Source organism: Mycobacterium sp. 852002-51057_SCH5723018 (assembly GCF_001667035.1).
Classification (GTDB): domain Bacteria; phylum Actinomycetota; class Actinomycetes; order Mycobacteriales; family Mycobacteriaceae; genus Mycobacterium.
Window position 1 is genome coordinate 15,507 of the sequence record NZ_LZIR01000097.1, and the last position, 26,800, is coordinate 42,306.

General features: G+C 68.2%; 23 protein-coding genes and 2 pseudogenes. 10 read left to right on the top strand and 15 right to left on the bottom strand.

From position 1 onward, the window contains the following. Positions 1-10: 10 nt before the first annotated feature. A complete protein-coding gene (locus A5764_RS20595; RefSeq protein ID WP_067116357.1) occupies positions 11-1,576 on the bottom strand; it encodes an NAD(P)/FAD-dependent oxidoreductase in 1,566 nt (521 codons plus the stop codon). Positions 1,577-1,655: 79 nt separating this feature from the next. Between A5764_RS20595 and A5764_RS20600 the strand changes: the two genes are divergently transcribed. Continuing rightward, positions 1,656-2,255, top strand: coding sequence for a TetR/AcrR family transcriptional regulator (locus tag A5764_RS20600; protein WP_067116360.1), 600 nt, complete (start codon positions 1,656-1,658; stop codon positions 2,253-2,255). A 99-nt stretch (positions 2,256-2,354) separates the two neighbouring features. Here A5764_RS20600 and A5764_RS20605 read toward each other — a convergent pair whose 3' ends face one another. The 5 genes from A5764_RS20605 to A5764_RS20625 form a co-directional block, all read right to left on the bottom strand. Continuing rightward, positions 2,355-3,989, bottom strand: a complete 1,635-nt coding sequence (locus A5764_RS20605) for a fatty acyl-AMP ligase (protein ID WP_067116421.1) — start codon at positions 3,987-3,989, stop codon at positions 2,355-2,357. Between the two features lie 269 nt (positions 3,990-4,258). After that, a complete protein-coding gene (locus A5764_RS20610) occupies positions 4,259-5,218 on the bottom strand; it encodes a 4-(cytidine 5'-diphospho)-2-C-methyl-D-erythritol kinase (RefSeq protein WP_067116362.1) in 960 nt (319 codons plus the stop codon). Between the two features lie 36 nt (positions 5,219-5,254). Beyond that, positions 5,255-6,196: a 16S rRNA (adenine(1518)-N(6)/adenine(1519)-N(6))-dimethyltransferase RsmA gene (gene rsmA / locus A5764_RS20615; RefSeq protein WP_067116365.1), complete on the bottom strand. Its 942-nt coding sequence runs from the start codon at positions 6,194-6,196 to the stop codon at positions 5,255-5,257. Beyond that, positions 6,160-7,287 carry a resuscitation-promoting factor gene (locus A5764_RS20620; protein ID WP_197501648.1) on the bottom strand — a complete coding sequence of 376 codons (1,128 nt, stop codon included), beginning with the start codon at positions 7,285-7,287 and terminating at the stop codon, positions 6,160-6,162. The genes rsmA and A5764_RS20620 overlap by 37 nt, the downstream gene beginning before the upstream one ends. A gap of 165 nt (positions 7,288-7,452) precedes the next feature. Then, positions 7,453-8,313, bottom strand: coding sequence for a TatD family hydrolase (locus A5764_RS20625; RefSeq protein WP_067116371.1), 861 nt, complete (start codon positions 8,311-8,313; stop codon positions 7,453-7,455). Positions 8,314-8,331: 18 nt separating this feature from the next. On the opposite strand from A5764_RS20625, the gene metG reads away from it, so the two are divergent. Next, positions 8,332-9,891, top strand: coding sequence for a methionine--tRNA ligase (gene metG / locus A5764_RS20630; protein WP_067116374.1), 1,560 nt, complete (start codon positions 8,332-8,334; stop codon positions 9,889-9,891). Positions 9,892-9,957: 66 nt separating this feature from the next. Here metG and A5764_RS20635 read toward each other — a convergent pair whose 3' ends face one another. Together A5764_RS20635 and A5764_RS20640 are read right to left on the bottom strand one after the other, a co-directional pair. Continuing rightward, a complete protein-coding gene (locus A5764_RS20635; RefSeq protein ID WP_067116378.1) occupies positions 9,958-10,659 on the bottom strand; it encodes a TetR/AcrR family transcriptional regulator in 702 nt (233 codons plus the stop codon). Positions 10,660-10,792: 133 nt separating this feature from the next. Continuing rightward, a complete protein-coding gene (locus A5764_RS20640; RefSeq protein WP_067116380.1) occupies positions 10,793-11,470 on the bottom strand; it encodes a TetR/AcrR family transcriptional regulator in 678 nt (225 codons plus the stop codon). 36 nt (positions 11,471-11,506) lie between these two features. Between A5764_RS20640 and A5764_RS29720 the strand changes: the two genes are divergently transcribed. Then, positions 11,507-11,638 (top strand): hypothetical protein, encoded by a 132-nt coding sequence (locus A5764_RS29720; RefSeq protein WP_255361116.1) that lies wholly within the window; start codon positions 11,507-11,509, stop codon positions 11,636-11,638. Between the two features lie 365 nt (positions 11,639-12,003). Here A5764_RS29720 and A5764_RS20645 read toward each other — a convergent pair whose 3' ends face one another. Continuing rightward, positions 12,004-13,680, bottom strand: a complete 1,677-nt coding sequence (locus tag A5764_RS20645; protein ID WP_369807348.1) for a hypothetical protein — start codon at positions 13,678-13,680, stop codon at positions 12,004-12,006. 11 nt (positions 13,681-13,691) lie between these two features. Beyond that, positions 13,692-15,557: a bifunctional diguanylate cyclase/phosphodiesterase gene (locus A5764_RS20650; RefSeq protein ID WP_067116382.1), complete on the bottom strand. Its 1,866-nt coding sequence runs from the start codon at positions 15,555-15,557 to the stop codon at positions 13,692-13,694. Between the two features lie 250 nt (positions 15,558-15,807). On the opposite strand from A5764_RS20650, the pseudogene A5764_RS30145 reads away from it, so the two are divergent. From A5764_RS30145 to A5764_RS20670, 5 genes and pseudogenes are all read left to right on the top strand, one after another. Then, positions 15,808-16,038, top strand: a pseudogene (locus A5764_RS30145) (FkbM family methyltransferase); the annotation flags it as partial. Positions 16,039-16,239: 201 nt separating this feature from the next. After that, positions 16,240-17,427, top strand: a complete 1,188-nt coding sequence (locus tag A5764_RS20655) for an NAD(P)/FAD-dependent oxidoreductase (protein ID WP_067116385.1) — start codon at positions 16,240-16,242, stop codon at positions 17,425-17,427. 5 nt (positions 17,428-17,432) lie between these two features. After that, positions 17,433-18,347 (top strand): RNA polymerase sigma-70 factor, encoded by a 915-nt coding sequence (locus A5764_RS20660; protein WP_067116427.1) that lies wholly within the window; start codon positions 17,433-17,435, stop codon positions 18,345-18,347. Between the two features lie 28 nt (positions 18,348-18,375). Beyond that, a complete protein-coding gene (locus tag A5764_RS20665) occupies positions 18,376-19,626 on the top strand; it encodes an aminodeoxychorismate synthase component I (RefSeq protein WP_067116389.1) in 1,251 nt (416 codons plus the stop codon). A gap of 154 nt (positions 19,627-19,780) precedes the next feature. After that, a complete protein-coding gene (locus A5764_RS20670) occupies positions 19,781-20,746 on the top strand; it encodes a hypothetical protein (protein ID WP_067116392.1) in 966 nt (321 codons plus the stop codon). A gap of 1 nt (position 20,747) precedes the next feature. Here the strand turns inward: A5764_RS20670 and rsmI are convergent, their stop codons facing one another. Next, a complete protein-coding gene (gene rsmI, locus A5764_RS20675; protein ID WP_067116394.1) occupies positions 20,748-21,584 on the bottom strand; it encodes a 16S rRNA (cytidine(1402)-2'-O)-methyltransferase in 837 nt (278 codons plus the stop codon). Between the two features lie 25 nt (positions 21,585-21,609). Here rsmI and A5764_RS20680 point away from each other — a divergent pair, with 25 nt between their 5' ends. After that, complete coding sequence (locus A5764_RS20680) at positions 21,610-23,166, top strand: dolichyl-phosphate-mannose--protein mannosyltransferase (RefSeq protein ID WP_067116397.1); 1,557 nt, start codon at positions 21,610-21,612, stop codon at positions 23,164-23,166. A gap of 86 nt (positions 23,167-23,252) precedes the next feature. Here A5764_RS20680 and arcA read toward each other — a convergent pair whose 3' ends face one another. After that, positions 23,253-24,464, bottom strand: a complete 1,212-nt coding sequence (arcA, locus tag A5764_RS20685) for an arginine deiminase (protein ID WP_067116400.1) — start codon at positions 24,462-24,464, stop codon at positions 23,253-23,255. A 67-nt stretch (positions 24,465-24,531) separates the two neighbouring features. On the opposite strand from arcA, the gene A5764_RS20690 reads away from it, so the two are divergent. Continuing rightward, on the top strand, positions 24,532-25,128 hold the full coding sequence (locus A5764_RS20690; protein ID WP_067116402.1) for an alpha-ketoglutarate-dependent dioxygenase AlkB: 597 nt from the start codon (positions 24,532-24,534) through the stop codon (positions 25,126-25,128). Positions 25,129-25,143: 15 nt separating this feature from the next. Here the strand turns inward: A5764_RS20690 and A5764_RS20695 are convergent, their stop codons facing one another. The 3 genes and pseudogenes from A5764_RS20695 to A5764_RS20705 form a co-directional block, all read right to left on the bottom strand. Then, positions 25,144-25,800, bottom strand: coding sequence for a DUF5642 family protein (locus tag A5764_RS20695; RefSeq protein ID WP_067116405.1), 657 nt, complete (start codon positions 25,798-25,800; stop codon positions 25,144-25,146). A gap of 27 nt (positions 25,801-25,827) precedes the next feature. Beyond that, positions 25,828-26,517: a DUF5642 family protein gene (locus tag A5764_RS20700; RefSeq protein WP_067116408.1), complete on the bottom strand. Its 690-nt coding sequence runs from the start codon at positions 26,515-26,517 to the stop codon at positions 25,828-25,830. 6 nt (positions 26,518-26,523) lie between these two features. Further along, positions 26,524-26,800 (bottom strand): annotated as a pseudogene (locus A5764_RS20705) (GNAT family N-acetyltransferase); the annotation flags it as partial.

The window sequence follows — 26,800 nt, forward strand, 5'->3', positions numbered from 1 at the left end:
ATCCCGTAGGTCATCGCGAGATGTCCTCGAGCGCCTGGTGCGCCGCGTTGTACCCGGGCGTGAACGTGATCCCCGGGCCCCCATGGCATCCCGCGCCACCCAGGTACAGCCCCTCGATCGGAATCGGTAGGTCGAGGAAGCCCTTGGGCCCGGGCCGGTTGGGCCCCATCAGGTCTGGATGCAGGAGGCCGTGGCAAAAGTCGCCGGAGGGAGCGGCGAACATCGTCTGCATGTGATACGGCGCGAACGTGATGTGCCGGATCTGGATGTCGCGGAAGTTGGGCGCGTAGCGGGTGATCTTGTCGATCACCTTCTCCGCCATCACGTTTTTGAGCTGGCCGTGGAGGTCGCGGCTGGCTTCGACCGGGAATGCGTAGGCGAATGCGCTCGCCGCGTGCTTGCCCGGGGGAGCCATGCTGGGGTCGTGGACAGACGGGATCTGCATGCCCATCGACGGGTTGTCGGGAATGATGCCGCGCTTGCACTCCTCCCATTGGCGTTGTTGTTCTTCGGGTGATCCGAAGATCCCGATCGACGATTGCATGCCGGGTTCGTTGAGGAAGTCATACGGCGGCGCGAATTCCGGCAAGCCGTCGAGCGCGAAATGGATCTGGACAAACGACGCCCTGTGGTCGCGCCCGCTCAGCCGGGTGACCAGATCTGCGGGCAGGTGCTCGGCACCGACCAGATCGATGAGGGTCAGATCGGGCGACAGGTTGGACACGACGACCGGCGCGCTGATCTGAGAGCCATCCTTCAGACGCACGCCGGCCACGCGATCGTTTTCGACGAGAATCTTCTCGACCTTGGCGCGATACCTGATCTCACCCCCGTGGGAGACGAACAATTCGTGCAGGTGTTGCCCGAGTGCGCCGATCCCGCCCTCGAGCTTCGTCATCATCGCCGCGCCGTCGTTCGGCACGGCGAGCGCGAACGCCAAACATGTTGCGCTGCCCGGAGTATAGGGCCCGCGGTAGGTGGAGTTGATGGCAAGGAAGGCGAGCATTCCGCGCAGCGCCGCATGCTTGTCCTTGTCGGGCAGGAAGCGGTCGATGGCATCCATCGCCGTCCCGAACAACACCTCGTGGATGGCCCTGCGCTCGAATTCGTTTGCGGCGCAGGCATACATCTCATCGATCGTCTTGGGCGGGGTGCGCACCTCGAAGCGGCCGAGGGCTTTCGCGGGTCCCTGGCTCCAGCCGATCATCTCGGCCATGCCCGTGACGGCGTCGGTCCCGAGCTTCTCGGCGAGGTGAGTCATCAGCTGGATCGGATCGCGGTAGAAAATCATCGGTTCTTCGCCGTTGTCGCCGAGATTGACCGACTGGACGTCGGCATCAACGGTGGGCAGCGTGTCAAGCCCAAGCTCTTTGGTGATCTGAGGGGCGGTCGGGAATTGCACCGAACCTGCAATCTCGTAACGGAATCCGTCGATCAACTCGACCGTGGCCGCCATTCCGCCGCTGTAGGTGTTGGCCTCCAGGCACAGCGTGCGCACGCCGGCGCGCTGCAGGACCGCCGCCGCGGTCAACCCGTTGTGGCCGGCCCCGACCACGATCGCGTCATAATCCGTCATCGCACGAATATATGTCAGTACTGACTCAATTTAAAGACGTCAGCACCGACAGGTCCCCGGATGTGATGGGATGCGAGTGATGAGCGAGCGGGAGAATCTGCACGAGTTGCGCCGCACCAGGACCCATGAGGCGCTGCGACAGGTGGCCCTCAAGAGGTTCGCCAGCGAGGGCTTCGGAAACGTCACGGTGCAGCAGCTGGCGCAGGAAGCCGGCGTCACCGAGCGCACGTTTTTCCGGCACTTTCCCACCAAGGAAGCGGTGCTGTTCCAGGACTACGACACGCACGTGGAGTGGCTGGCCGACGCGCTTGCGCAACGCCCGCGCACCGAGTCACTGTTCGAGGCGGTGCTGGCCAGCGTCGAAAGCTTCCCCCACGACGTCGAGGTGGTTCGGCAAGCCGCACTCGCCCGCGCCGAATTGATCACCGGCGAGCAGATCGCCGGCCACCTGCGAGTGGTCCAGTCGTCGTTCGCCGCGGTGCTGACCGACTTCGTCGAGCAGCGCTACCCCGACGTGGCGAACATCGATCTGGTCGCCAAAGTCGCGGGTTCCGCGCTGGCGGCGGCGCTGGTCGTTGCGGTGGAAACTTGGGGCCGAGACGGCTGTGTCGAGGATTTGGGGGCGATCACCGCCACCTGCCTGGACCTGGTGCGGTCGGGGCTTTCCCCGCTGTCGTGACGCTTACCTGATGGCGAGCGTGCGTGTCTGGACGCCGACACGCCGCAAAACCTGGCAATCTGCGCACGCTCGCGGCGGAGGCGCGCGCGCCGACGAGACCTAGCTGACCAGGGTGACCGAAGTCGACCGGCGCAGCTTGCCCGACGGCGTCTTCGGGATGGTGCCCGGGCCCAGCACCACGACGTTGCGCGGCCGCACGTCGACCTCGGCGACCACCTCGTGCGCGACCTGGTGCTCGATGCGACGCACCTCGGTCGGGTCCTGCCAGGCGTTGGACTCGACGGCGACGGCGAACGTCTCCCGCGAGTGACCGGCGTCGAGGCGCACCGCGACGGCGCACCCGGGTCGCACGCCAACGACGCGGCCCGCGGCCCGCTCGATGTCGGTGGGATAAATGTTGCGGCCCGCCATGATGATCACGTCCTTGACCCGGCCGCACACCACGATGTGGCCCTCCTCGGTCAGGTAGCCGAGGTCGCCGGTGTCATACCAGCCGCGCTCGTCCTGGGCCGGGATGAACCCACCCATGGTGAGGTAGCCCGGCGTCAGCGATTCCCCGCGCAGCTCGATCACACCGACGCCGCGCGCCGGCATCACGTTGCCGTTCTCGTCGACGATGCGGGCCTCGAGGTCCTTCAGCAGCGGACCCAGTGTGGCCAGCCGGCGGGTGTTGCCCTTGGTGGCGGGTACGGCGCGGCGCAGGGCGGCCAGCAGGTCGGCGTCCACCTCGTCGACGACCAGACCCGAGTTGCACTTCGAGAAGGACACGGCCAGCGTCGTCTCGGCCATGCCGTAGGCCGGCAGGATCGCCGAGGGCTTCAACCCGAACGGCTTGCCCGCGTCGAGCAGGTCCTCGACGTCGGCGGGCTCGACGGGCTCGGCGCCGGACAGCGCGAACCGCAGGGTCGACAGGTCGAAATCGCCGGGCTTGGCGTTGCGGCGCAACCGCTTGGCCAGCAGCGCGTAGGCGAAGTTCGGCGCCGCGGTCATGGTGCCCTTGTACTTGTCGATGAGCTTGGCCCACAGCAGCGTGTCGCGCAGGAAGTCCATCGGGGTGACCTTGACCAGCTCCGCGCCGAAATACATCGGGATGGTCAGGAACCCGACCATGCCCATGTCGTGGAAGCAGGGCAGCCAGCTGACCATGACGTCCCTGTCGACGTCGTACTCCGCGCCGATGAACATCGCCTCGGCGTTGGAGTAGATGTTGCGGTGGGTGATCTGCACCGCCTTCGGCGAACCGGTCGACCCGGACGTCAGCTGCATCAGCGCCAGGTCGTCCTCGCCGACCTCGACAGGGTCGATCGGCTCCGACGCCAACAGCTCGGCGACGGTGAGGACCTTGACGCCCTTCTGCTCGAGCACCGGGATGGCGACCAGGAAGGGCTCGGAGACGATGACGGCCTTGGCCTCGATCATGCCGATGACCATCATGGTGTCCTCGGCCCACACGACCAGGTCGGTGCGCGGTGTGGGCTGGTGCAGCATCGTCAGGCTGGCGCCGCGCATCCACAGGCCCTGGGCCGTCGGGGCGATCTCCACCGGGAAGCCGGCCAGCACCCCGACCGCGTCGCCGAGGCCGATGCCGGCGGCGGCCAGGCCGCCCGCGATGCGGCGGGCGCGCTCGTGGACCTCGCCCCAGGTGTGGCGGACGGGCTCGTGGGGTTCACCGGTGACCATGCCCGTCGTCGCGGTCCGGGCATTGCGGTACATCTTCTCGGTAAACCTGCTCACAGAAGCCTCCTCGGTTGCGGCATTTTCCCCAAGGCCCGGGATCTCATATTCCGCCAGCTGGGTGCCCGTTTGTAGCAGGCACGCGAGCACAGTTGGGCAGCGGTTCGGTCTCGAAACGGTGATGAGCCAACGAGTCCGCCGGGCTGCCCGGCGGACGAAGATTTATCGAGTGGTCCTGCTTACCGCTGCTCGTCACCGCCAGCTATCTTAAACTCCTCTTAAGTAACTGCCAAACTCTGCGGCGCTTTGAGTGGGATTTCACACCCCGTTCAGTTCTCGGTCATCGGCCCCGGCACCACCCGTGCCCCCGGTACCGGTCCGGTCGCGACCCGGACGGTCCGGCAGACACCCGCCCCTGACAGCTGGGTACCGACGTCGACGGCCGCGGTCGCCGAGGTGCACAGGAACGCGCACGTCGGACCCGAGCCGGACACGATGCCGGCCAGGGCACCGGCCTCCACACCGGCGCGCAGCGCGCGCCGCAGCTTGGGGGCCAGGCTCACCGCGGCCGCCTGCATTTCGTTGCCCAGCAGCGGCGCCAGCTGCTCGGGGTCGCCGGCCGCCAGAGCCCCCAGCACCGGCCCGGGCTCGGCGAGGCGCGGCGGATTCCCGGCCTCGCGGAGCCGGTCCAGTTCTGCGAACACCTTCGGCGTGAGCAGCTCGCCGTCGGCGAACGCCAGCACCCAGTGAAAGCTGTTGCGGGACAACACCGTTGCCAGTTCCTCGCCGCGACCGGTGCCCAGCGCGGTGCCGCCGTGCAGGGCGAACGGCACGTCGCTGCCGAGTTTGGTCGCCAGCATGCGCAGGTCGCGGCGTGGCACGTTGAGCTCCCACAGCGAGTTCATCGCGACCAGCACCGCCGCCGCGTCCGCGCTGCCGCCGGCCATGCCGCCGGCCACCGGTATCGACTTGTCGATCATGATCGAGACGTCGGGCGCCCGGCCCACGTGTTCGGCCATCAGCTCGGCGGCCCGCCAGGCGAGGTTGCGTTCGTCGGTGGGCAGCTTGTCGGCGCCCTCCCCGACCAGCTCGAGCGACAGCACGTCGGCGTTGCGAACCGTCACCTCGTCGAGCAGCGAAACGGCGTGAAACACGCTGGTGAGTTCGTGGTAGCCGTCGTCGCGACGGTCACCGACCGCGAGATACAGGTTGACCTTCCCGGGCACCCGCACGGTGACCGACCCGGTGGGCACCCACTGCGCGGCGGTATTGCCGTCAGATGCGGACACGGCAGCAGACTATCGCTGCGACAGGCGACGACCTACTCAGCTCGCGGAAGCGTGCCCCGACACGTGCGGCAGCTCGTCCGGAGCGCCGGAACGTTGCAGCAGCCGCACGAAGTCGTCGATGGACAGCGTCTCGCCGCGACGGGCCGGATCGATGCTGGCGGCCAGCAAGCGATTCGCCGACTCGTTGCCCGAGCCGGCCCACTCGGCGAACGCGTTGCGGGACGTCTTGCGCCGCTGGGCAAACGCGATGTCGATGAGCTCGAACACCCGCCGCCGGAAGGCCTCGTCGGTCGGCCACGGCGACGCCTCGTACCGGTCGATGCGCACCAGACCCGAATACACGCGCGGAATCGGCCAGAAGACCGTCGGCGACACCATGCCGCAGCGGCGAACCCGCCCAAAGAAACGCAGCTTGACGCTGGGCACGCCGTACTCCTTGCCGCCCGGCTCGGCGGCGAGCCGTTCGGCGACCTCGGCCTGCACCATCACCGTCACCGTCTGAATGGACGGAAATTCGGCGAGGAGATGCAACAGCGCCGGAACCGCGACGTTGTACGGCAAATTGGCGACCACCGCGGTCGGCTCTGACGACGTGGCCAGCTCATCGCGGCGCAGGGTCAACACGTCGCGGTTGCACACCGTCAGCCGGTTTATCTCGCTGTGGGAGTGCTCGGCGACCGTCTGCGGCAGTCGGCCGGCCAGCACGGGGTCGATTTCGACGGCGGTGACGGCGGCGCCACGGTCCAGCAGCGCCAGCGTGAGTGAGCCGAGGCCGGGCCCGACCTCCAGGACGTGGTCGGATCGGCTGACCCCGGAGGTAGAAACCACCCGTCGCACCGTGTTGGCGTCGTGTACGAAGTTTTGTCCGAGGGACTTTCGTGGCCGGAATTCAAGTTCTTTGGCCAGCCGCCTGATCTCGGTGCGCCCGAGGAGCCCGATGGTCAGTTTGCACCAGCTCTTCCGCTGCACACCGGCCACGCACCCCAACCCTGGCGCTCCCGGGTCACCTCGGCGACGGCGATCTGCTCTTCGCGGGTCGCCATGTCAGCGCGCGGGGCAAACCGCAGGCCGCCGTTGCGCTCCCAGGTGCCTTGGTCGAACTGCACACCCCCGTAATACCCGTTGCCGGTGTTGATCGCCCAGTTGCCGCCGGCCTCGCAGCCCGCGATGGCGTCCCAGATCGATCCGTTGGTCACCGCGGGCACATCGGTGCCGGGCTTGGTGCCCACCCGCACCACGGCCTCACGGGCCGGTGTGACCACGCTGTTGGCGATGGGCAGCCGGCCGGTCTCGACGCCGTTGACCGTGGCCACGGCGAACGTCACGTCCTGGGTACCTGGGCTGCCCGGGTCCTCGACCACCTGGCGGCTGATGTTCATCTCCGGGTCCTCGACGCGCCGCGCGGGCGGCTGCAGCGGGACCCGCTCGGTGACCCGCTGAATGCGGTTGCGGGTGACCTGGATTTCCATTCCGTCGACGATCGGCGAGGTCGCGCTGGGCACCACCTGGTCGCTTTCGAGCAGGGGCGCGCCGGCGGCGCTCAGCAGCGCGGCCACGCTCGGCGCCGGCTGGTGCACGGTGCGCACCTCGCCGCCGTCATTGATGTGGACGGTCTTGGCGCTGACGACCGGCAGCGCCATGCCCGCAAGCGGCACCCGGCTGCCGCGGGAGGCCGCGGCCGGGGCGGTGTCGGTCATCGCGAGCTGGGCCAGCGCCTCGTCGACGGTGGATGCCGTCGTCCAGACCTGCTTGGTGTCGCGGCCGTCCAGCGAGATCTGCAGCGGCCGGCTGCGCCGCAACACGATGTTGGCGGCGTCGTGAACCTGCACATCGCCGGCGGGGTACAGGTCGTCGCGCTCGTCGACGGCGTAACCGTTCTCCTGCACGATGTCGATCACCCGCGACTTCATGGTGGTCACCCGCATCGCGATTCCGTCAACCGTCAACGTCACCGTCTTGGACGCGGAAACCGCGAATCCACCGGCCAACCCCAGCGCTAACAGCAGGCCTCCAACTACGAGGCGCAACATTGGTGAAGGGGTTTGATGCAGTTTTCTCAATACAGTCAACGCGCGTTACCCCGGCCTCAGCAACCACTCAACGAACCACTCAGCGGAAAAATGACAAATGGGCCCTGGGGCCCAGCCGTTCGATCACAAGACGGTAACGAACCGGCCAATGTTGAGCAACTCCGGCGCAACGATGTTAGGCAAATCACCGTTTGACAGAGCCGGTCACGGGATCGGCCCATAGACCCTGCGGGCATTGCTGGTCGTTATCTCCGCCACGTCTTCGGGGCGACGATCCAGCAGTTCAGCCAGCGCCCGCACAGTATAGGGAAGGCAGTACGGTTCGTTCGCTGCCCCCCGGTAGGGGTGCGGCGTCAAAAAAGGCGCATCGGTTTCCACCAAAAGCTGCTGCGGCGGTATCAACGGCACCGCCTCGCGCAGCGCCCGGGCGTTGCGGAAACTCACCGTCCCGGCCAGGCTGAGCAACCACCCGGCATCCACACAGCGGCGGGCCATGGCGGCATCCGACGAAAAGCAGTGAAAGATCACCGCGTCCGGAGCGCCCTCGGCCGCCAGCACGTCGAGCACCTCGGCGTCGGCCTGCCGGTTGTGGATCATCAGCGGCTTCCCGCACCGCTTGGCCAGGTCGATGTGCCACGCGAAGGCCTCCCGCTGCACGTCGGGCCGCGCGCAGCCGTCCAGGCGGCCCGGCCAATACAGGTCCATCCCGGTCTCACCGACGGCCACCACCCGAGGGTGGCCGGCCAGCCGCTCGATCTCGGCGCGGGCGGCGTCGTCGAGCGCGTCGGCGCGGGTCGGGTGCAACGCCACCGCGGCGTAGACGCGCGGATCCCATTCGGCGGCGCGGGTCACCCAGCGCGCCGAGTCCAGGTCGTCGGCGATGGTGACCACCGCACCCACTCCCACCGCCGCGGCGCGGTCGAGGATGGCCCGCACCCCCTCGGCTCCCATATTCGGGCTCTCCCCGCACGCGTCGAGGTGGGTGTGGGCGTCGATCAACGGCGCCAGCGGCTCGGGCGCGGGCGGCGCCTCACGTTTACCAGAGCGGTTGGAGCTCACCGCCACACAATAGGGTGAGTCTCGATGAGGCCCTACTACGTCACCACCGCGATCACGTACCCCAACGCCGCGCCGCACCTGGGGCACGCGTACGAGTACATCGCCACCGACGCCATCGCGCGGTTCAAGCGGCTCGACGGTTTCGACGTGCGCTTCCTGACCGGAACCGACGAGCACGGCCTCAAGGTCGCACAGGCCGCCGCGGCCGAAGGGCTGCCCACCGCCGAGCTGGCCCGCCGCAACTCCGACGTGTTCCAGCGCCTGCAGGAGCGGCTGAACATCTCCTTCGACCGGTTCATCCGGACCACCGACGCCGACCACCACGAGGCGTCCAAGGAGATCTGGCGACGGATGTCGGCCGCCGGCGACATCTACCTGGACGCCTACGAGGGCTGGTACTCGGTGCGGGACGAGCGATTCTTCGTCGAGTCGGAGACCGCGGAGGTGGATGGGACCCGGGTCGCCGTCGAAACCGGCACCCCGGTGACCTGGACCGAGGAGCAGACCTATTTCTTCCGGCTCTCGGCGTATGCAGACAAGCTGCTGGCCCACTACGAGGCCAACCCGGACTTCATCGCGCCCGAGGTGCGCCGCAACGAGGTGGTCAGCTTCGTGTCCGGCGGGCTGCGCGACCTGTCGATCTCGCGCACGTCCTTCGACTGGGGGGTCAAGGTGCCCGACCACCCCGATCACGTCATGTACGTCTGGGTCGACGCGCTGACCAACTACCTGACCGGGGCGGGCTATCCCGACACCGATTCGGACCTGTTTCGCCGCTACTGGCCCGCCGATCTGCACATGATCGGCAAGGACATCATCAGGTTCCACGCCGTCTACTGGCCGGCCTTCTTGATGTCGGCGGGAATCGAACTGCCGCGGCGCGTTTTCGCGCACGGATTCCTGCTGAACCGGGGCGAGAAGATGAGCAAGTCGGTGGGCAACATCGTCCCCCCGGACGCCCTGGTCGACACGTTCGGCGTGGATCAGGTGCGCTACTTCCTGCTGCGCGAGGTCCCGTTCGGCCAGGACGGCAGCTACAGCGAAGAGGCCATCGTCACCCGGATCAACACCGACCTGGCCAACGAGCTCGGCAACCTGGCCCAGCGGTCGCTGTCGATGGTGGCCAAGAACCTGGACGGCGTGGTGCCCCAACCCGGCGAGCTGACCGCCGACGACAACGAGCTACTGGCGGTCGCCGACGGGTTGCTGGAGCGGGTGCGCGCCCACTTCGAAGCCCAGGCCATGCATTTGGCGCTCGAGGCCATCTGGCTGATGCTCGGCGAGGCGAACAAGTATTTTTCGGCGCAGCAACCGTGGGTGCTGCGCAAGAGCGAGGCCGAGGCGGACCAGGCACGCTTTCGGACGGTCCTCTACGTGACGTGCGAGGCGGTGCGCATCGCCGCGCTGCTGGTGCAGCCGGTCATGCCCGAGTCGGCGGGCAAGCTGCTGGACTTGCTGGGCCAGCCCAAAGACCAGCGGGCGTTCGCCGCGATCGGCGCGCGGCTGGCTCCGGGCACCGCGCTGCCGCCGCCCACCGGCGTGTTCCCGCGCTACCAGCCGTCTCCCAACACCGAGGCTTCGTGACGGAATCGCGTCAGATTGCGCCACAAGCATCTTCGATGCCACGGTCTGCCAACGGCCGGACGACTACTACTCAGCTTCCGATGTCAGGGGAGGGTCAATGTCGGAGCTCGCAGCGAGCCGGGCCTGGCGGAGCGCTTCGCGAGAGAGGAATTGGCGGAAGTAGGGCAACGAAGCTTCGGTAGCAATGCCGGCGAGCATGAGTTCCCACATTTGACCCGTTCGCCCGATGAGGTCCTCACTACCGCCTCGAGCAGGAATCGCTTGGGACAGCAGTCGAATTCCCAACATCGCACCCACGATCGACTCGCTGACCATCGTCGTATCCAGGTCGGGTCGTAGGTCTCCTTCGGCCCTTGCCCGCTGGGCCTCTGCCGCCATGATGTCCACCAGGCCTCCGCAGAAGCGCGCCGCCGCTTCATTGAATTCGGTCAAGCCATAGGTCAATTGCTCGGCCGCGCGGGCCATTTTGTCCGACCGGAGCACGTTCGCAATCGTGAACGTGCCATGGATCATGTTCTCGAGGGCCGGCGAGGACGATCCACACACGTTACGGAAGGCGACGACGAGCGTCTCCGAACCCTCTTCGATGATCGCGGACGCCAGCGATTCCTTCGAATCGAAGTGGTGGTACAGGGCACCCTTGGTCATCCCCGTCCGCTCGATGATGGTGCCCCAGGCCGCGGCGGCATATCCGACGTCACCGAACACCTCGATCGCCGCATCGAGGATCTTCCGACGGGTGGCCTGGGACCGCACCTGGCGCGCCATCGCTTCTACACCTCCGGAGTTCCGCGGACCAGCGCAGATTTTGGATCTCGGCTTGTCGTCTGTTGCCAGCAAAGCAACCAAGCGTAACAACTTCGCCCCGCGGCGGTTCGGGTCATCCGACCTGCCTGGCCTTTCAACCGCAATCCACGCCGGCCGAGCCGGTGCTGATTGCGAGTGCAGTGCGCCGCCGGACGAATTGGCTGAAGTAGTCGACGCGGTCCGGTCGCAGGATTCCGGTCAGCACGAGGGCCCAGCTCTTCTCTAGGTCATGCAGGAATCGGTCCGGTTCGTCGAGATTGCTGAGCTGTCGCAAGCCCATATGCAGCGACACGACAAAGCGTCCCACATCGTGTGGACTACAGCGCTGGTCAATGTCACCATCGGCGATGGCCTTCTCGACAACCACGGCAAGGGCTTGGACCCATCCGTCTAACAGCCTGCCCTGCAGCCCCTCCGAACGCCCGACCGACTCGAGCAGGTTCAGCCCTGCTCTGACGCCGTCCGCCTGAATGTCCTGCGCGGCGATCAGGTAAGAGAAGTCGATCAGCGTCTCGAGGCCCGAAAGATTTCGAGAGAGCAGACCTTCCAGGGCGACGGTACCCGCGGCGGTCTCTTTCTCGATGATCGCGACCGCCAGCGCATGCTTGGAACGAAAGTGGAAATACATGGCGCCTTTGGTCAAATCGGCCTCGGTCAGGATGTCGTCGAGGCCGACGTCGTGATAGGCCCGTCGAGCGAACTGATGTGAGGCGGCCCGCAGAATCTGGAGCCGCGTCATGTCAGCGCGTCCGTCAATCGGATTGGCTGTCATTGGAACCCAGGATTGACGCGCCGAGTAGCAGGGTGATTGCGATCGCCAGTGGAGATGCCGAAGGCCACCACGCGGGCCATGGTCGTCCAGGCTGGCGCCGCGGGCCGGGTCTTGGTCGCCTTCACGTTCATGATGCCCTCCTCGATCGAGCCGGCCACCACGGCTTGAGCAAGCACTCGCCGGTGTATCTCGGACGGAATTTGGGCCACTTCGAAGACTAGCAGTATGTTGTCGTGGTACAAATGCCCTGACGCGTGTTACCGCGTCCCAGGTTAAACACAGTACCTCCACTCACAACCGTTGTTTTGGTCATACTAACAGTACGTATACTCGTGTGTTATACCGGCCACGAGTCTGGGCGATAGGATGCGCGTCACTACGCCGTGGGTCGGTCTCGACGGCGGATGAAATTTGACCCCGGAGCACCTGAAAGCCGAATCCCAGGATGGGTAGTTGGAGGTGGGGTCGGGGCCAGACTGGGCGCCGATGGGCCGCGGGCTATCGACTTTTGGGCTCGGCAGCGGCGCGACACTTCATTGACCGTTGGTTGACGTCAGGCCGTCGCGCGGCAGGTCAAGCGTGGCAATCGGATACAGGCCCGCGCCGTCGCGGCCGTCGCGCGCCAGCGCCATGGGCTCATAGTTCACCACGTGGGATGCGCCCGGCTTGTGCTGTTGCCAGTCCACGGACGCGCGCAGCGTGTAGTGACCCGGCGCCAAGCCATTCAGGTCGACGTGAACGGACTCGGTTGACGACGCTGGGACCGCCTCCTCGCGCGACTGGCTGGAATCGTCATGGACCAGCGTCTTGAGGTTGGCGGTCGCCGGCAGGCTCCGCACCACGGCCCCGGAGAAGTCCACCAGCTTGTAGCCGGGCACCCACTGCTCAGTAACGGCCGCCGAGCCGTAGTTGGTCCAGACGACCGATATCGTCGCAACCTTGCCCTGTATCGATTGCGATCCGGGCCGCGCTTCAACCGAATACCGGTAGCCGGCCGAAGTATTGGCTTGGGCCCACAGCAGATACAGCTTGGGATCCATCGCGGAGGTCGCCTCGCTGTCCGGGAAGTTGGCACTCGACGTCATCGACACGTGGTACCTGACGACGTCGTGCAAGCCCTTTTCGTAGTAGGACGCGGGATCGGTTCCACTGGGCAAGTGGCACCATTCGGTGATCACCAGGGCGGAGGTGAGCCGCTGCTTGAGCGCGTTGACGACCGCATCATTGGTCCGCAGATAGTAGGAGTCACTGGACTCCGCCCACGCCTGCAACGGCGAATAAACGCCGAGGCAGTCCGCGCGGATACCCACCGGCGCGGAAAGCTTCTTGGTCACCTCGTCGGCCAGCATCTCGCGCACGATCTCCGGATTCTGCGGTGTGACCACCAATTGGGTGTGGGGGAAGGCGTTTACGTTCGCCGCGACCAGTTGCTGAATCGACGCTTTGGTGATGCTCTGATCCCGGAACTGGCTGTAATACCCCAGGGCGGCGACGCTGTCGTCGGGCGCCGGACCCGGCGCGCCCAACACGTCGCGCAAATATGCGATGCGGTTCTCGCTGAAATCCCCATACCCCGAGAACTCGAAGACGCTGAGCCGCTCGTCGCTGTCGTAGCGGCGGCCCAGCGCGGCGAGCAGCTGCCCAAAGGCGTTCAGGTAGTTGGCATCGTTCCAGTTGGGTACCACCTGCGTGACCCCGGGCGCGGGGCTGTTCGGCGGCGCGGGGTAGTTGGTGGCGGCCGAGCGCATCCACTCCGGAATGGCGATGTTCGTATTGTCGGGATAGGTTGCGCTGCAACAGGAGTTGTAGGCGTACACGCGGAGCGTCAGCCGCATGTTGCGGCTCTGAAGTTTGCTCAGTGCGTCATCGATCGCGCTGAAATCGAACTTGCGGTCGTCGGGGGCGTCGGGCGGCAACGTGCGCGGATCGACGGGCTGCAACTGCCGCCACGACACACGCAGGCTGGCGTCGTACGACGCCGGCCATGCCGGGTATCGCTGCTGCGTCGGGCTGCCCTGCGGGAAAAGGGGATTCAGCAGATCCTCGTACTGGCCGCGCAGCGGATTGGAGATCTCCTGAACCGTGGGCGGGATGGCCGGAAAGACCATCGCGGACAGCGGGCCCGGATTGGTGTGACCACCACATCCGCTCAGCACCAGCGCCGCGCACATGACGGTGGTCAGCGCACCCCTATTGAAGGACCGAAACATCGTCACCGGGGCTAGATCGCGCCTAACGACAACGCCTCGCGGTCGGCGAGGAACGGCATCGGCATCCAGCGCGCCGCCAGCAAGGCTTCCATCGCATTGCCGGGCACGGGTCGCGACAACAGGAATCCCTGCGCCCGGTGGCACCCGTGTTGCATCAAAGTCAGTGCGGCGGTGGGCGTTTCGACCCCCTCGGCGACCAGTTGCAGGCCGAAGGCCTCAGCCAGCCCGATGATCGCGCGGACGATGGCCAGGTCACCGGCGTTGGTGCCCAGGTCGCGGACGAACCCGGTGTCGATCTTGAGCATGTCGACCGGGAGCGACTTCAGGTGCGACAGCACCGCATAGCCGGTGCCGAAGTCGTCGATGGCGATCTGGACCCCGACCTCCTTGAGCTCGGCCAGGGTCTTGCGGGTGGTTTCGATGTCGTGCACCACGGCCCGCTCGGTGATCTCCAGGCAAACCGATCCGCCGTCGATGCCGAACTCCTCGATGGTGTCGGCGACGCTGCGAACGAAGCCACGGGTGATCAGCTGGATGGGCGACACGTTGATGCGCAGGATGGCGCTCTGCCCCACGCCGTTGGCGCGCCACCGGCTGAATTCGGCGCAAGCGCTTCGCATTACCCATCGGCCGAGTTCGCCGGCCAGGTTGGTCGATTCGGCCACCCCGATGAACGAATCCGGCAGCAGCAGTCCCCAGATCGGGTGGCGCCAGCGCACCAGTGCCTCGGCCGCCACGATCGCGCCGGTCCACAGGTCGACCTCGGGCAGGTAGTGCAGCAGCAGCGCCTCGCTGTCGATGTCACCTTGCAGGTGCAGCTCGATGTCGTTGCGGAAGGCGCTTTTCAGCGACATGTCATCTGTGGACAGCGCGACCTGGTTGCCGCCCCCGCGCTTGGCCGTCAGCACGGCCTCGTCGGCCCGGCGCAACAGGTCGGTGCTGTTGTCGCGCCCCGGCATGCCCACCGCCAGCCCGATGCTCACGGTGCGGGTGATCATATGCCCGCCGATGGCGAGGCGCTCGCACAGCATCGCCCCCAGCCGGCGCGCGAACGACTCCGCGGCCCCCGTCGACATCGGCTGGTCCGGAATGACGACGAACTCGTCCCCGCCCAGCCGGGCGATCATGTTCCGATTTCCGGCGCACACCCGGATGCGTTGGGCGAACACCCGGATGAACCAGTCGCCGGCGGTGTGACCGAGATAGTCGTTGATCGGCTTCAGCCGGTCCAGGTCGAGGTACAAGACAGCGACCGGTCCGGGCTTGCCCGCCGCGAGCCTCTCGGACAGGTGCGCGACCAGCGCCCGACGGTTGTACAGGCCGGTCAGGTCGTCGTGCTCGGCCAGGTAGCGAAGTTTTTCCTCGGCCGCGATGCGGGCCTGAAGCTGCGCGAAGAGCGCGGCGACAGCCTCCAGGGTGTTGATCTCTCCTTGCTTCCACTTCCGGGCGCCGTACTTTACGAACCCGAGCACGCCGGTGGTTGCCTCGCCCGAGACCAGCGGCGCGGCGGCCACCGAGGGCGAGGCGGGCTGCTTGGCCCCCCCGATCCACCGCTGGAACGCGCGCGTGTTCTGCTCCGGACGGATCACCACCGGTTTCCTGCCGTGTTCGCACTGGGCGAGCACCGGGTCGGCGCTGGTGAAGTGGATGACGGCCGTCGGGTCGGGGTCCGGAACGTCGGTGCGCGGTGGCCACTCCGCGACCAGCACCGAGGCCCGGATTTCGCGGTCGTGGTGGCGCAGGAAGCCGGCGTCCAGATCGAACTGCTCGACGAGCTGCGCGAGCACCTTCTGACTCACCTGGGGCGCGGTGGAGGCGGTGGCCTCCATCAACTGCGTGGCCACGGAGGTGACGACGAGATCCAGGCTGCGCGGCACGGGCTCCTCCCATGGGGCACATGTCCCAGCTGGGCTTGTCTTGTGGGGGCCCAATCAGGGGATCTTCGTCGTCAAGTTTGCCTCCCGGTGCACACCGATGCGCACTGAGGGGCCCCATTTGGTTTCGCGGTATTCGGCCCGGGGCAGGCCACGAATTTGATGCGGCAAAGCCTAACATGCGCGGCCCGGCGCCGGCCCCGCTCAAGCGACATGGCTGAGCCCCCAATACAGAGACGGGAGACTACCGCGAATGCCTGGCGCACGCTCGGCGAAACGTTGGCTCGCCCCGGCGGCAAACACCTTGGCGCCCGGCTGTTCTGGTGGCGCAAATACGGGATGCTGCAACGCCTGGGCGAATCGCGCCCGGACGTGCGGCTAGGTCGCGTCGCTACGCGATCCGCAGCGCGTCTCGCTCGACCTCGGTGCCCACGTCGGCGAATTAACGATCGCTATGCTGCCTAAGTCGGTCTCGGTGATCGCCGACAACGCGCTCGGCGACACGAATGCGGCGAGGTCGGAGAGCAGCGGCCCACGGCGTCGACTTCACAACTTCGTCTTCCTCCCCGCTGGGTCCTGACCGCAACCCGCGAGTGAGACAGCTCACAATCGCGCTCGAGGCTGTCACGCTCACCCAGCCTGCGGTGTCTCAAGGGCACGAGTCCCATGAGATTAGGAGACAGCAATGACCGAGCTGACCGCCCCCAGAACCCATGTCGTCGTCGTCGGCGGCGGATACGCCGGCACGCTGGCCGCCAACCACCTGCGGCAACGCCCCGACGTCGACATCACACTGATCAATGCGCGGCCGGTCTTCGTTGAGCGGATCCGCCTGCACCAGCTGGTCGCCGACACCGGCGCCGCGACCGCCGACTACGACACGCTGCTCGGTGAGGGAATCCGGCTGGTCGTCGACACGGTCGAGCGCATCGAGGCCGCCGACCGGCGCGTCCTGCTGGCCTCGGGTGCCCAGCTGGGCTACGACTACCTGATCTACGCCGTCGGCAGCACCGGCGCCATGCCTTCGGCATTGCCGGGCGCGGCCGAATTCGCCTACTCGGTGGCCGATCTGGACAGCGCGCGGCGGCTGCGCTATGCGCTGGCCGACCTGCCGCTTGCCTCGCCCATCGCGGTCGTCGGGGCCGGGCTGACCGGCATCGAAACGGCGTCCGAGCTGGCCGAGCAGGGCCGCCCGGTCACCCTGGTGTGCGGTGGCATCCTCGGTCCGTCGCTGAGCTACCGGGGCCGCCGCTCGGTTGCCAAGCGCCTGCGCGGCCTCGGCGTCAGCGTGCTGGAATACCTCGCCGCCAGCGAGGTGCGCTGGGACGCGGTGGTGCTCAGCGACGGCGCCGTCGTGCCGGCCGCGGCGACGGTGTGGACGGCGGGCTTCGCGGTGCCCGATTTGGCCGCGCGCAGCGAGCTTCGCACCGACGCCCTGGGCCGGGTGCTCACCGATGAGACGCTGACCAGCATCGACGACCCGCGCATCGTCGCTGCGGGTGACGCCGCCGCGCCGTCGGGCCAGCCGCTGCGGATGAGCTGCCAGGCCGCCGGGCCGTTGGGCGCCCAAGCCGCCAACACCGTGCTCAGCCGCATCGCCGGTACCACGCCCGCGGCGCTGAACCAGGCGTTCGTCGGGCAGTGCATCAGTCTGGGCCGCAGCCAGGGCACCATTCAGTTCGCGCGCACCGACGACACCCCGGTGAACGTGGCGCTCGGCGGCCGCGTCGCTGCGTCCATCAAGCAGGCGATCTGCAAGGGCACGCTGTGGGCCATCCGGCGCGAGGCGGCCAAACCCGGTTCGTACTACTGGCTCAAGGGCGGCAACCGGCCCGCGCAGTCGCCGGCCGATCAGCGGGTCACGCTGCGGTGACTTCGATGATCCGGTCGTCGGGCGATGGTGAGCACGCCCAACGGTTCACTGTGCTGCGGCCGTTGCTGTTCACCATCGCCTACGAGATCCTCGGCTCGGCGACCGAGGCCGACGACGTCTTGCAGGACAGCTACCTGCGCTGGGCGGACATCGACTTGGCAGGCGTGCGCGACACCAAGTCCTACCTGGCCCAGCTCGTCACCCGGCAGTCGCTCAACGCGCTGCGGGCCGACGCGCGTCGCCGCGAGGAGTACGTGGGGCCCTGGCTGCCCGAGCCGCTGCTGCTCGACGACCAGGACCCATCGGCCGATGTCGTTCTGGCGGAATCGGTTTCGATGGCGATGCTGGTCCTGCTGGAAACGCTGAGCCCCGACGAGCGGGCGGTGTTCGTGCTGCGCGAGGTGTTCGGTTTCGACTACGCCGAGATCGGCGAGGCGGTGGGCAAACCGGCCCCGACCGTGCGCCAGGTCGCGCACCGCGCACGCGAACACGTCCGGGCGCGACGGAAGCGATTCGACGCGAAGGACCCGGAGCGCAACGCGCAGATCACCGCTCAGTTCATGGCCACGGCGGCCAGCGGTGACGTGGAGGCGCTGATGACGATGCTCGCCCCCGACGCCGCCTGGATGGCCGACAGCGGCGGCAAGGTGTCGGCGGCCCGCAGGCCGGTGGTCGGCGCCGAGCGGGTAGCCAGGGCGATCGCCGGCCTCATGCGCAAGACCCAAGACATCTGGGCGACCGTGCGCGTGCAGATGGTGACCTGCAACAGCGCTCCCGCGGTGCTGCTCTACCAAGGCGAACGGCTCGAGATGGTGGTCACGCTGGAGATCGCCGACGAGAAGATCACCAACTTCTACGTGATGCGCAACCCGGACAAGCTGGCGGCGCTGGCGACCGCGCGCGACATCAGCCGCGGCTAACCGACCGCCACTCTGTCAAGCTGGGGCGGTGCGAATCGAGCGGCTTGGCGACCTCGGCGCCGCACCTCGCGTGCTGCGCGCCGTCGGGAACGCCGCCGGGCGGCTCGGGTTGCCGCCGCCTGCCGCGCTGACCGGTGACTGGTTCGGCGCGCTGGCGGTGATCGCACCCAGCGTGTCGGTGCGGCCGGTGGACGTCGGCGACGCCTTCGCGGTCCCGCCGGGTTCGCTGGCCAACGGCCAGGCGGTGGGCGGCGGCTGGGTCGGTTATCTGTCCTATCCCGACCCCGCCGCCGACGGGCGGCCCAACCGGCTCCCCGAGGCCGCCGGCGGCTGGACCGACTGCGTCCTGCGCCGCGACCGCGACGGGCAGTGGTGGTACGAAAGCCTGTCCGGTGCGCCGATGCCGGACTGGCTGGCCGCGGCGTTGACCGCAAGGCCGGCACCGGCGCGCGAGTGCCGGATCGACTGGGGCGCCGCTGACCGGGCAACGCACCGCGACGGGGTGCTGGCCTGCCTGGAGGCGATCCGCGCCGGCGAGGTCTACCAAGCGTGCGTGTGCACGCAATTCACCGGACCGGTCAGCGGGTCGCCGCTGGACTTCTTCGTCGACGGCGTCGCGCGCACCTGCCCCGCCCGCGCGGCCTACGTCGCCGGCCCGTGGGGTGCGGTGGCGTCGCTGTCTCCCGAACTCTTCCTGCAGCGCCGCGGAACAAGCGTGATGTCCAGCCCGATCAAGGGCACTTTGCCGCTGGACGCCTGGCCGTCGGCGCTGCGCGCCTCGGCGAAAGAGGTGGCCGAAAACATCATGATCGTGGACCTGGTCCGCAACGACCTCGGCCGGGTGGCGACCGTCGGCACGGTCAGCGTTCCCGAGCTCTTGGTCGTGCGGCGGGCGCCGGGCGTGTGGCATCTGGTGTCGACGGTGTCGGCGCGAGTTCCCGCCGAGCTCCCGACGTCAGCGCTCCTGGACGCCGCATTCCCGCCGGCCTCGGTCACCGGCACGCCCAAACACCGTGCCCGCCAACTCATTTCGCAATGGGAGCACAACCGTCGCGGAATATACTGCGGCACGATCGGATTGGCGTCCCCCATCGCGGGATGCGAGCTGAACGTCGCGATCCGCACCGTCGAATTCGATGCCGGCGGCGGCGCCGTGCTGGGCGTCGGCGGCGGAATTACCGCCGACTCCGACCCCGGCGCGGAATGGGAGGAATGCCTGCACAAAGCGGCCCCGATCGTCGGGCTGCCGAGCGTGGCGGCCGCGGCTTCCGTCGGTTAGTAAGTCGGTTAGTAGGTCGGTTACTCGGTGGCCAGGTAAAACATCAGCGCCCCGGCCATGAATTTCGGATAACGCCCAGCGTGAGCCGCCGGGTGCGCCTAAGCTTCTGGAATTGACCCGCGCCGATCGGGAGTCGACTGCCGGAGGGAACGTCATGAGAATCGCCGTGTTGGGCGCCGCCGCCTCTGCCCTCCTGGGCGGGACGCTGGCGGTCACGCCGCTGACCTCGGTGAGTACGCCGCTACCGAGCGCAACCACCTGCGGCAAGGGCGGCGTGGCGTGCGGGGAGAAAGTGGCCTCGGTCCTCATGCCCGAAACCCCGAAACCGTCGGGCCCGGCGGCGGGGGCCGCGCCGGCCGCCGCGCAGGTCAACGGGGGTGCGCCGGTCTCCGACGCGGGCAACGCCATCGCACCTGGGGCGCCTTCCGGACCTGGCGGCGGCGCCGCCGCCGCCCGGGCCGCCGTGCCCGGGACGAGCTCGCCGGCACTTGGCGGCGGCACGCCCGACATGGGCGGGCTGGGTTCAGGCCTGCCCGGCGGCGTGGGCGTGCCGGACCTCGGCAGCCTCGGCATCGCGGACCCCGCCGCCCTGCTGCCCGGCCTGGCCGGCGCGGCCGCCATACCCAACAGCGCCGCCGTGGCCTTGTCCGTTGTGCAGGGCGTGGTGGGCGTGGGCGGCAGCGTCGTAGGCGTCGGAAGCACCGCCGTGGCCACTCTGAGCACCGCCGCCATTGCGCTGGTCTATCTGAAAAGCGCGGGCCTGCTGCCGAACAACATCGGACTTCCCGGGGTGAGCTTCCCCGGCGTGGGCCTGCCCGGGCTGCCGAGCCTCGCCTCCGCTGCGGCCGTCCCCGGCGCCGCCGCGGCGATCCCGGCGGTGACCGCGGCCATCCCCGGGGTGGGCCTGCCCGCCGCACCCGCGCTCCCGGCATTGCCCGCGGCACCAGCCCTGCCGGCGGCGCCCGCTTTGCCGGCGGCCCCCCCGCTACCGGCGCTGCCCCCGCTTCCCGCGGGGCCACCCGCCCTGCCGGCGCTGCCGGCGCTCCCGGGTCCGCCGGCGCTGCCGCACCCGCGGTTCTGCACGCCCGGCTTCGGTCCCGTCGGGGTCTGCACGCCCTGAGCTACTCGCTTCGTAGCTGCAGCACCGCGTCATAAAGCTGGCGCGAGCGCACATCCGGATGCCCCGCGGCGACCTCGCTGCACGCGTCTTTGACGCGCACCCCTGCCGCGACCAGCTGCTGCACCTCGGCCACCAGCGACGGCAGGTCGGCGGCCGGGGTGGCCCCGGCGAGAACGACGGTGATCTCGCCGAGCACGCCGTCGTTCGCCCACACCGCCAGCTCGTCGAGCGATCCGCGCACCACTTCCTCGTGCACCTTGGTCAGCTCCCGGCACACCACCGCCCGCCGCGCACCGCCGAGCTGCTCGACGGCATCGCGCAGGCAGGCGGCCAAGCGGCGCGGCGATTCGAAGAACACGCAGGTGCGCCGCTCGTCGGCCAGCGATTCCAGCCATGCCCGGCGCGCCGCCTTCTTGCGCGGCGCGAAACCCTCGAAGCAAAACCGATCCGAGGGCAGACCGGACACGGCCAGCGCGGTCGTCACCGCGGACGGCCCGGGCAGGCACTGCACCGGCAGGCCGGCGTCCACGCACGCGGCGACCAGGCGGTAGCCGGGGTCGCTGATCAACGGCATTCCGGCGTCGCTGACCACCAACACGGTCGCGCCGGCCCTGATGGCGTCGACCACCGCGGGCACCCGCGTGGCCTCGACCCGGTCGAACAGGCTGATCACCCGGCCGGTGATCGCAGCGTCGAGCGCCTTGGCCAAGATTCGCACCCGCCGGGTGTCCTCGGCGGCCACCACATCGGCGCGCGACAGCGCATCGATCAGGCGTGGCGAGGCGTCCGATGGCTGCCCCAGGGGAGTCGCGCCCAGCAATAGGCGCCCGGAGGTCATGACGGACAGCCTACGATCGACACCGATGACCGCCCCGCCCCGCGAAAGCTCCGTCGCTTTGCAGGAGCGTGTCGTCCCCGTCGTGAGCCCGGGACCACTGGTTCCTGTGGCCGACTTCGGACCGGCCGACCACATCCGGGGCTGGGTCGCGACCGGCGTCATCACCGTGCTGGCGACGGTGACGAGGTTCCTCAACCTGGGCTCCCCCACCGATGCCGGCACGCCGGTCTTCGACGAGAAGCATTACGCGCCGCAGGCGTGGCAGGTGCTGCACAACCACGGCGTCGAGGACAACCCCGGCTTCGGCCTGGTGGTCCACCCCCCCGTCGGCAAGCAGCTGATCGCCCTCGGCGAGGCCATCTTCGGCTACAACGGCGTGGGCTGGCGGTTCACCGGCGCCCTGCTCGGCGTGGTCATGGTGGTACTGGTGATGCGGACCGTGCGGCGGATCAGCCGTTCGACGCTGGTCGGCGCGATCGCCGGCGTGCTGGTCATCTGCGACGGCGTCAGCTTCGTCACCGCCCGGACCGCGCTGCTGGACGGCTTCCTCACCTTCTTCGTGGTGGCGGCGTTCGGCGCGCTCATCGTCGACCGCGACCAGGTGCGCCAGCGAATGCACGTCGCGCTTTTGGAGGGCCGCTGCGCCGAAACCCCGTGGGGCCCGCGGCTCGGCGTGCGGTGGTGGCGCTTCGGCGCCGGGGTGTTGCTCGGATTGGCTTGCGGGACAAAGTGGTCCGGCCTTTACTTCGTGCTGTTCTTCGGCGCGATGTCGTTGGCTTTCGACGTGGCCGCGCGGCGCCAGTACCAGGTGATCCGACCCTGGCTCGGGACGCTGCGCCGTGACCTGATCCCGACCGCATATGCGTTGGCGCTCATCCCGTTTGCCGTCTACCTGGCCAGCTATGCGCCGTGGTTCGCGTCGGAGACGGCGATCGACCGCCATGAGGCGGGCCTGTCGATCGGCCCCCACTCCGTTGTTCCGATGCCCGACGCCATTCGGTCGCTGTGGCACTACACCGCCAAGGCTTTTGAGTTCCATGCGGGCCTGACCAACTCCGCCGGCAACTACCACCCGTGGGAATCCAAGCCGTGGAGCTGGCCGATGTCATTGCGGCCGGTGCTGTATGCCATCGACCAGCAGAACGTGCCGGGGTGTGGCGCGCAGTCGTGCGTCAAGGCCGAGATGCTGGTGGGCACTCCCGCCATGTGGTGGTTGGCGGTGCCGGTGCTGGTCTACGCATCCTGGCGGATGCTGGTTCGCCGCGACTGGCGCTATGCGGTGGTCTGGGTGGGTTATTGCGCGGGGTGGCTGCCCTGGTTCGCCGACATCGACCGGCAGATGTACTTCTTCTACGCGTCGACGATGGCACCGTTCCTGGGCATGGCCATCGCGCTGATTTGCGGCGACATCCTCTACGCGCGCGGCCAGAACCGGGAACGACGCACGCTCGGGCTGATCGCTGTGTGCTGCTATGTGGCCCTGGTGGTGACCAACTTCGCCTGGCTGTTCCCGGTGCTCACCGGGCTGCCCATCTCGCAGCAGACGTGGAACATGGAGATCTGGCTGCCCAGCTGGCGTTGAGGTTGGCTCCTTCTCGCCGAGATTGCCATGAGGGGCTGTGCTGGCCGCTTCATCCACAACCGCGGCGGCAATCTCGGCGCAAACGGCTACAGAAGGTCGCGGGCGACCGGACACGACATGCAGCGCGGGCCGCCGCGGCCGGTGCCCAATTCGGAGCCCGCGATGGTCAGCACTTCGATGCCCGCGTCGCGCAGCCGGGCGTTGGTCTGCACGTTGCGCTCGTAGGCGACGACGACACCGGGCGCCAACGCGAGCGTGTTGTTGCCGTCGTCCCATTGCTCGCGTTCGGCGATCAACGGGTCCAGCCCGGTGTCGATCACCCGCAGCTTGTCGATCCCCATCGCCTTGGCCGCGGCCTCGAGGAACGGCGCCTCATCACCGATGGCGACGCCGTCGGGCGTGCGCTGGATCGTGAACGCCGACAGCGTGTCGACGATGTTGGCGTACATCACCACGGTGTCGGTGTCGACCATCGTGCACACCGTGTCCAGGTGCATCTGGGCGCGCCGCTGGGCGATCGGCACCGCGAGCACCGTGGTCGCCAGGTCGTCGTCAAATAGGCTGCGCGCCAACGCTTCCGCGCCGGCCGGGCTGGTCCGCTCCCCCACCCCGACCCCGAGCAGCCCGGGGGCCAGCAGCAGCACGTCGCCGCCCTCGACCGGCGCGGTGCGCGACTCGTAGGCGCGTCGCACCCCGGTGAACCGTGGGTGGTGGGCGTAGATGAGATCGGTCAACGACGCCTCGCGGACCCGGGCCCGGAGCGCCAGCGTCGGGATCACCACCTTCGGCCCGATCCAGATGGACGAGTCGCGGGTGAACACCAGGTTCGGCAGGGGCTCGATGACGAAGTCGCCCTCATGGTGCATGCGCAGCACCAGCGACACGTCGGTCCGGGTGTCCGACGGCAGCTCGCTGAACGTCATGCCGGCCATCAGCACATTGGCCAGCTTGACCGGGTCCAGACGCCGCAGGTGGGTCGAAAGCTCTTGCGCCAGCGGCACTCCGAGCCGCCGCGCATCGACCGCGGCGGCCACACCCTGCATCCGGGCGGCCCCGCTGTGGCTGAGCGCCTCGGTCAAAAGGTCCGACAGCAGCAACACTTCCACCCCGCGGGACCGCAGCAGCTCGACGAACTGGTCATGCTCCTCCTGGGCACGCGCGACCCAGGGCAGCCCGTCGAAGAGCAGCTGGTCGTTGTTGCGCGGATTGAGTCGCAGCAGCTCGGCGCCGGGGCGGTGCACGATGACGACCCGCAGCGCGCCCACCTCGGAGTTGGTGGCCAGCTCGACAACACCCACAATAAGAAGGTAGCCGCTAGCCGGCCGGTCCCCTCGTCATCGAACGGGTGTGCGATAAACTGGGCGGGTGAGCATCGCAGTACAGGGCTCGCTGTTCGAACACATCGAGCGCAGGCAGCTCGGTGACGGCGCGTTCATCGAGATTCGCGCCGGCTGGCTGACCGACGCGGACGACCTGCTGCGCGACCTGCTCGCGACGGTGCCGTGGCGGGCTGAACGCCGCCAGATGTACGACCGGGTGGTCGACGTGCCGCGGTTGGTCAGTTTCCATGATCTGACGGTCGAGGATCCCCCACACCCGCTGCTGGGGCGGCTGCGCCGGCGGCTCAATGACATCTACGCCGGCGAGCTCGGCGAGCCCTTCACCACGATCGGACTGTGCTGGTACCGCGACGGCTCCGACAGCGTCGCCTGGCACGGCGACACCATCGGTCGCAGCAGCTCGCAGGACACCATGGTGGCGATCGTCAGCCTCGGCGCCACCCGCACGTTCGCGATGCGACGGCGCGGCGGCGGACCGTCGCTGCGGCTGCCGCAGGCACACGGCGACCTGCTGGTGATGGGCGGATCGTGCCAACGCACCTGGGAGCACGCGGTCCCCAAGACGTCGGCGCGCCTCGGCCCGCGCGTCAGCATCCAATTCCGCCCGCGCGACGTCCGCTAGCGCCGATCGCGCGAGCTAGCTGCGGACCGCCGCCACCGCCTTGACCAGCAGGTCGCGAGCGCGCTGGGTGTCGACCTTGGCCACCGGCTGGTCCGGAACCACCAGCGGATTGGCGATGACGATCACCTGATAATCGCCGAACTGTGCGGTGTAGTCGAAGAGCTCGCCAGCGCGGGCCGCCGGCCCGACCAGCGCCTGCAGCACGCGGTGGATGGCCTGGGTGTGGGCGCCGTCGATGTGCGGCGCATCGATCACCTCGATGCCGCCGCGCAACTGCGGCCCGGAGAACGCCACCTTGCTGCAGTCCTTGCCGGGGTCGCTGAGCGGTACCTCTTTGGAGGTCTCGACGGCGATGACGACGTAGCGGTTTCCGTTGCCCTCCGCCGACAAAGCGGCCATGTTGCCCTTCAGGTCCGGTGGCATGTCCGGCCCGGCCGCCGTTTTCGCGCAGTTGGCGGGATCAAACGTCAAACCCTCGGGCAATTTCCGGGTGGACAACAGCGCGGGATCGATGGCCCTCTCTCTGATGTCGGCGACCTTGAACTCGGGCCCAAAGCTCGACCTGACGTCGGCGACTTTGGCGATGTCGGCCTTGGTTGTGGCGGTGCCGGGATCCGGTGAGCAGCCAGCGAGCAAGCACACGGATGCGACCGCGAACGCCACCTTCAACATCGTGGCCAATTTACCCAACGCGGACGGTCAACCGCGCAACGTGGACACCGTTTTGACGAGCAGGTCGGCGGCGAATTGCGGCGGCAGTGCGGGCAGCGCCGAGCCGGGGTCGGTGGTCAGCGTGGTGAACGCGTAATAGTTCCCTAGGTACGCGGTGAAGGTGTATGTGCGCGAATCGATTTCGGTGCCGGACTCGACGGATGACTTGGTGTCGGTCACCATGCCGACGGTGTCGGCGTCGTCGATGTGCGGTGGGTCGGTGAGGCGGACACTGGCCATGGTGTGCTCGTCGCTCATGGTCCAGCGGTCGCACGCCGCCACGAGGTTGTGGTCGAGCTGCACCGGCCCGGGCAGGGCCACCACCACGGCGTCGACGATGCCGCCGGTGCCGGAGCCCGAAAGGCCCTGCGCGGATTGGTCACGTCCGTTGCCCGGGTCGGCGAGCGCGGCGCATTGCGCCGGCGCGCCCGTCACGTCGGCTTCGAGGTTCCAGATCGCCCTCGGTGATACGCCGCTGGGGATGCCGGTGGTCACCTCGTAGTGGGGCGGCAGGTCGCGTACGACCCGCTTGATGTTGGCGGGGTTGACGGCGCTGCCATGGGTCGACGGGGATTTTTGCGGCGCCGCCGACGGCGTGGGCGCCCGGGAATGCCCGCACGCGGCCAGTACCAGTGCCAGGACGGGGATAGCCACCGGGCCAATCCACAACGGCCGCATGTGCTTTCAGCCGACCGCTTCGATCACTTGACGGGCGACGCGCTTGATCTGATCGGCCATGTCACGTCCGAAAGCAGGCCGGCGAGGCACGTCGATGACGGTGGTGATTACGCCGACGTCCTCGCGTTGCCACACCGCACCGTAGCGATCCATGATGGCGCGCATCGGCGTGTTGTCCGAAAGCATTCTCGCCGAGAATCTTTCGACCCCGTCGACCCTGGCGGCGATGGACAGTGCGCTGATCAAAAAGCTCCCGATCCCCCGGCCCTGGTATGCGTCGGCG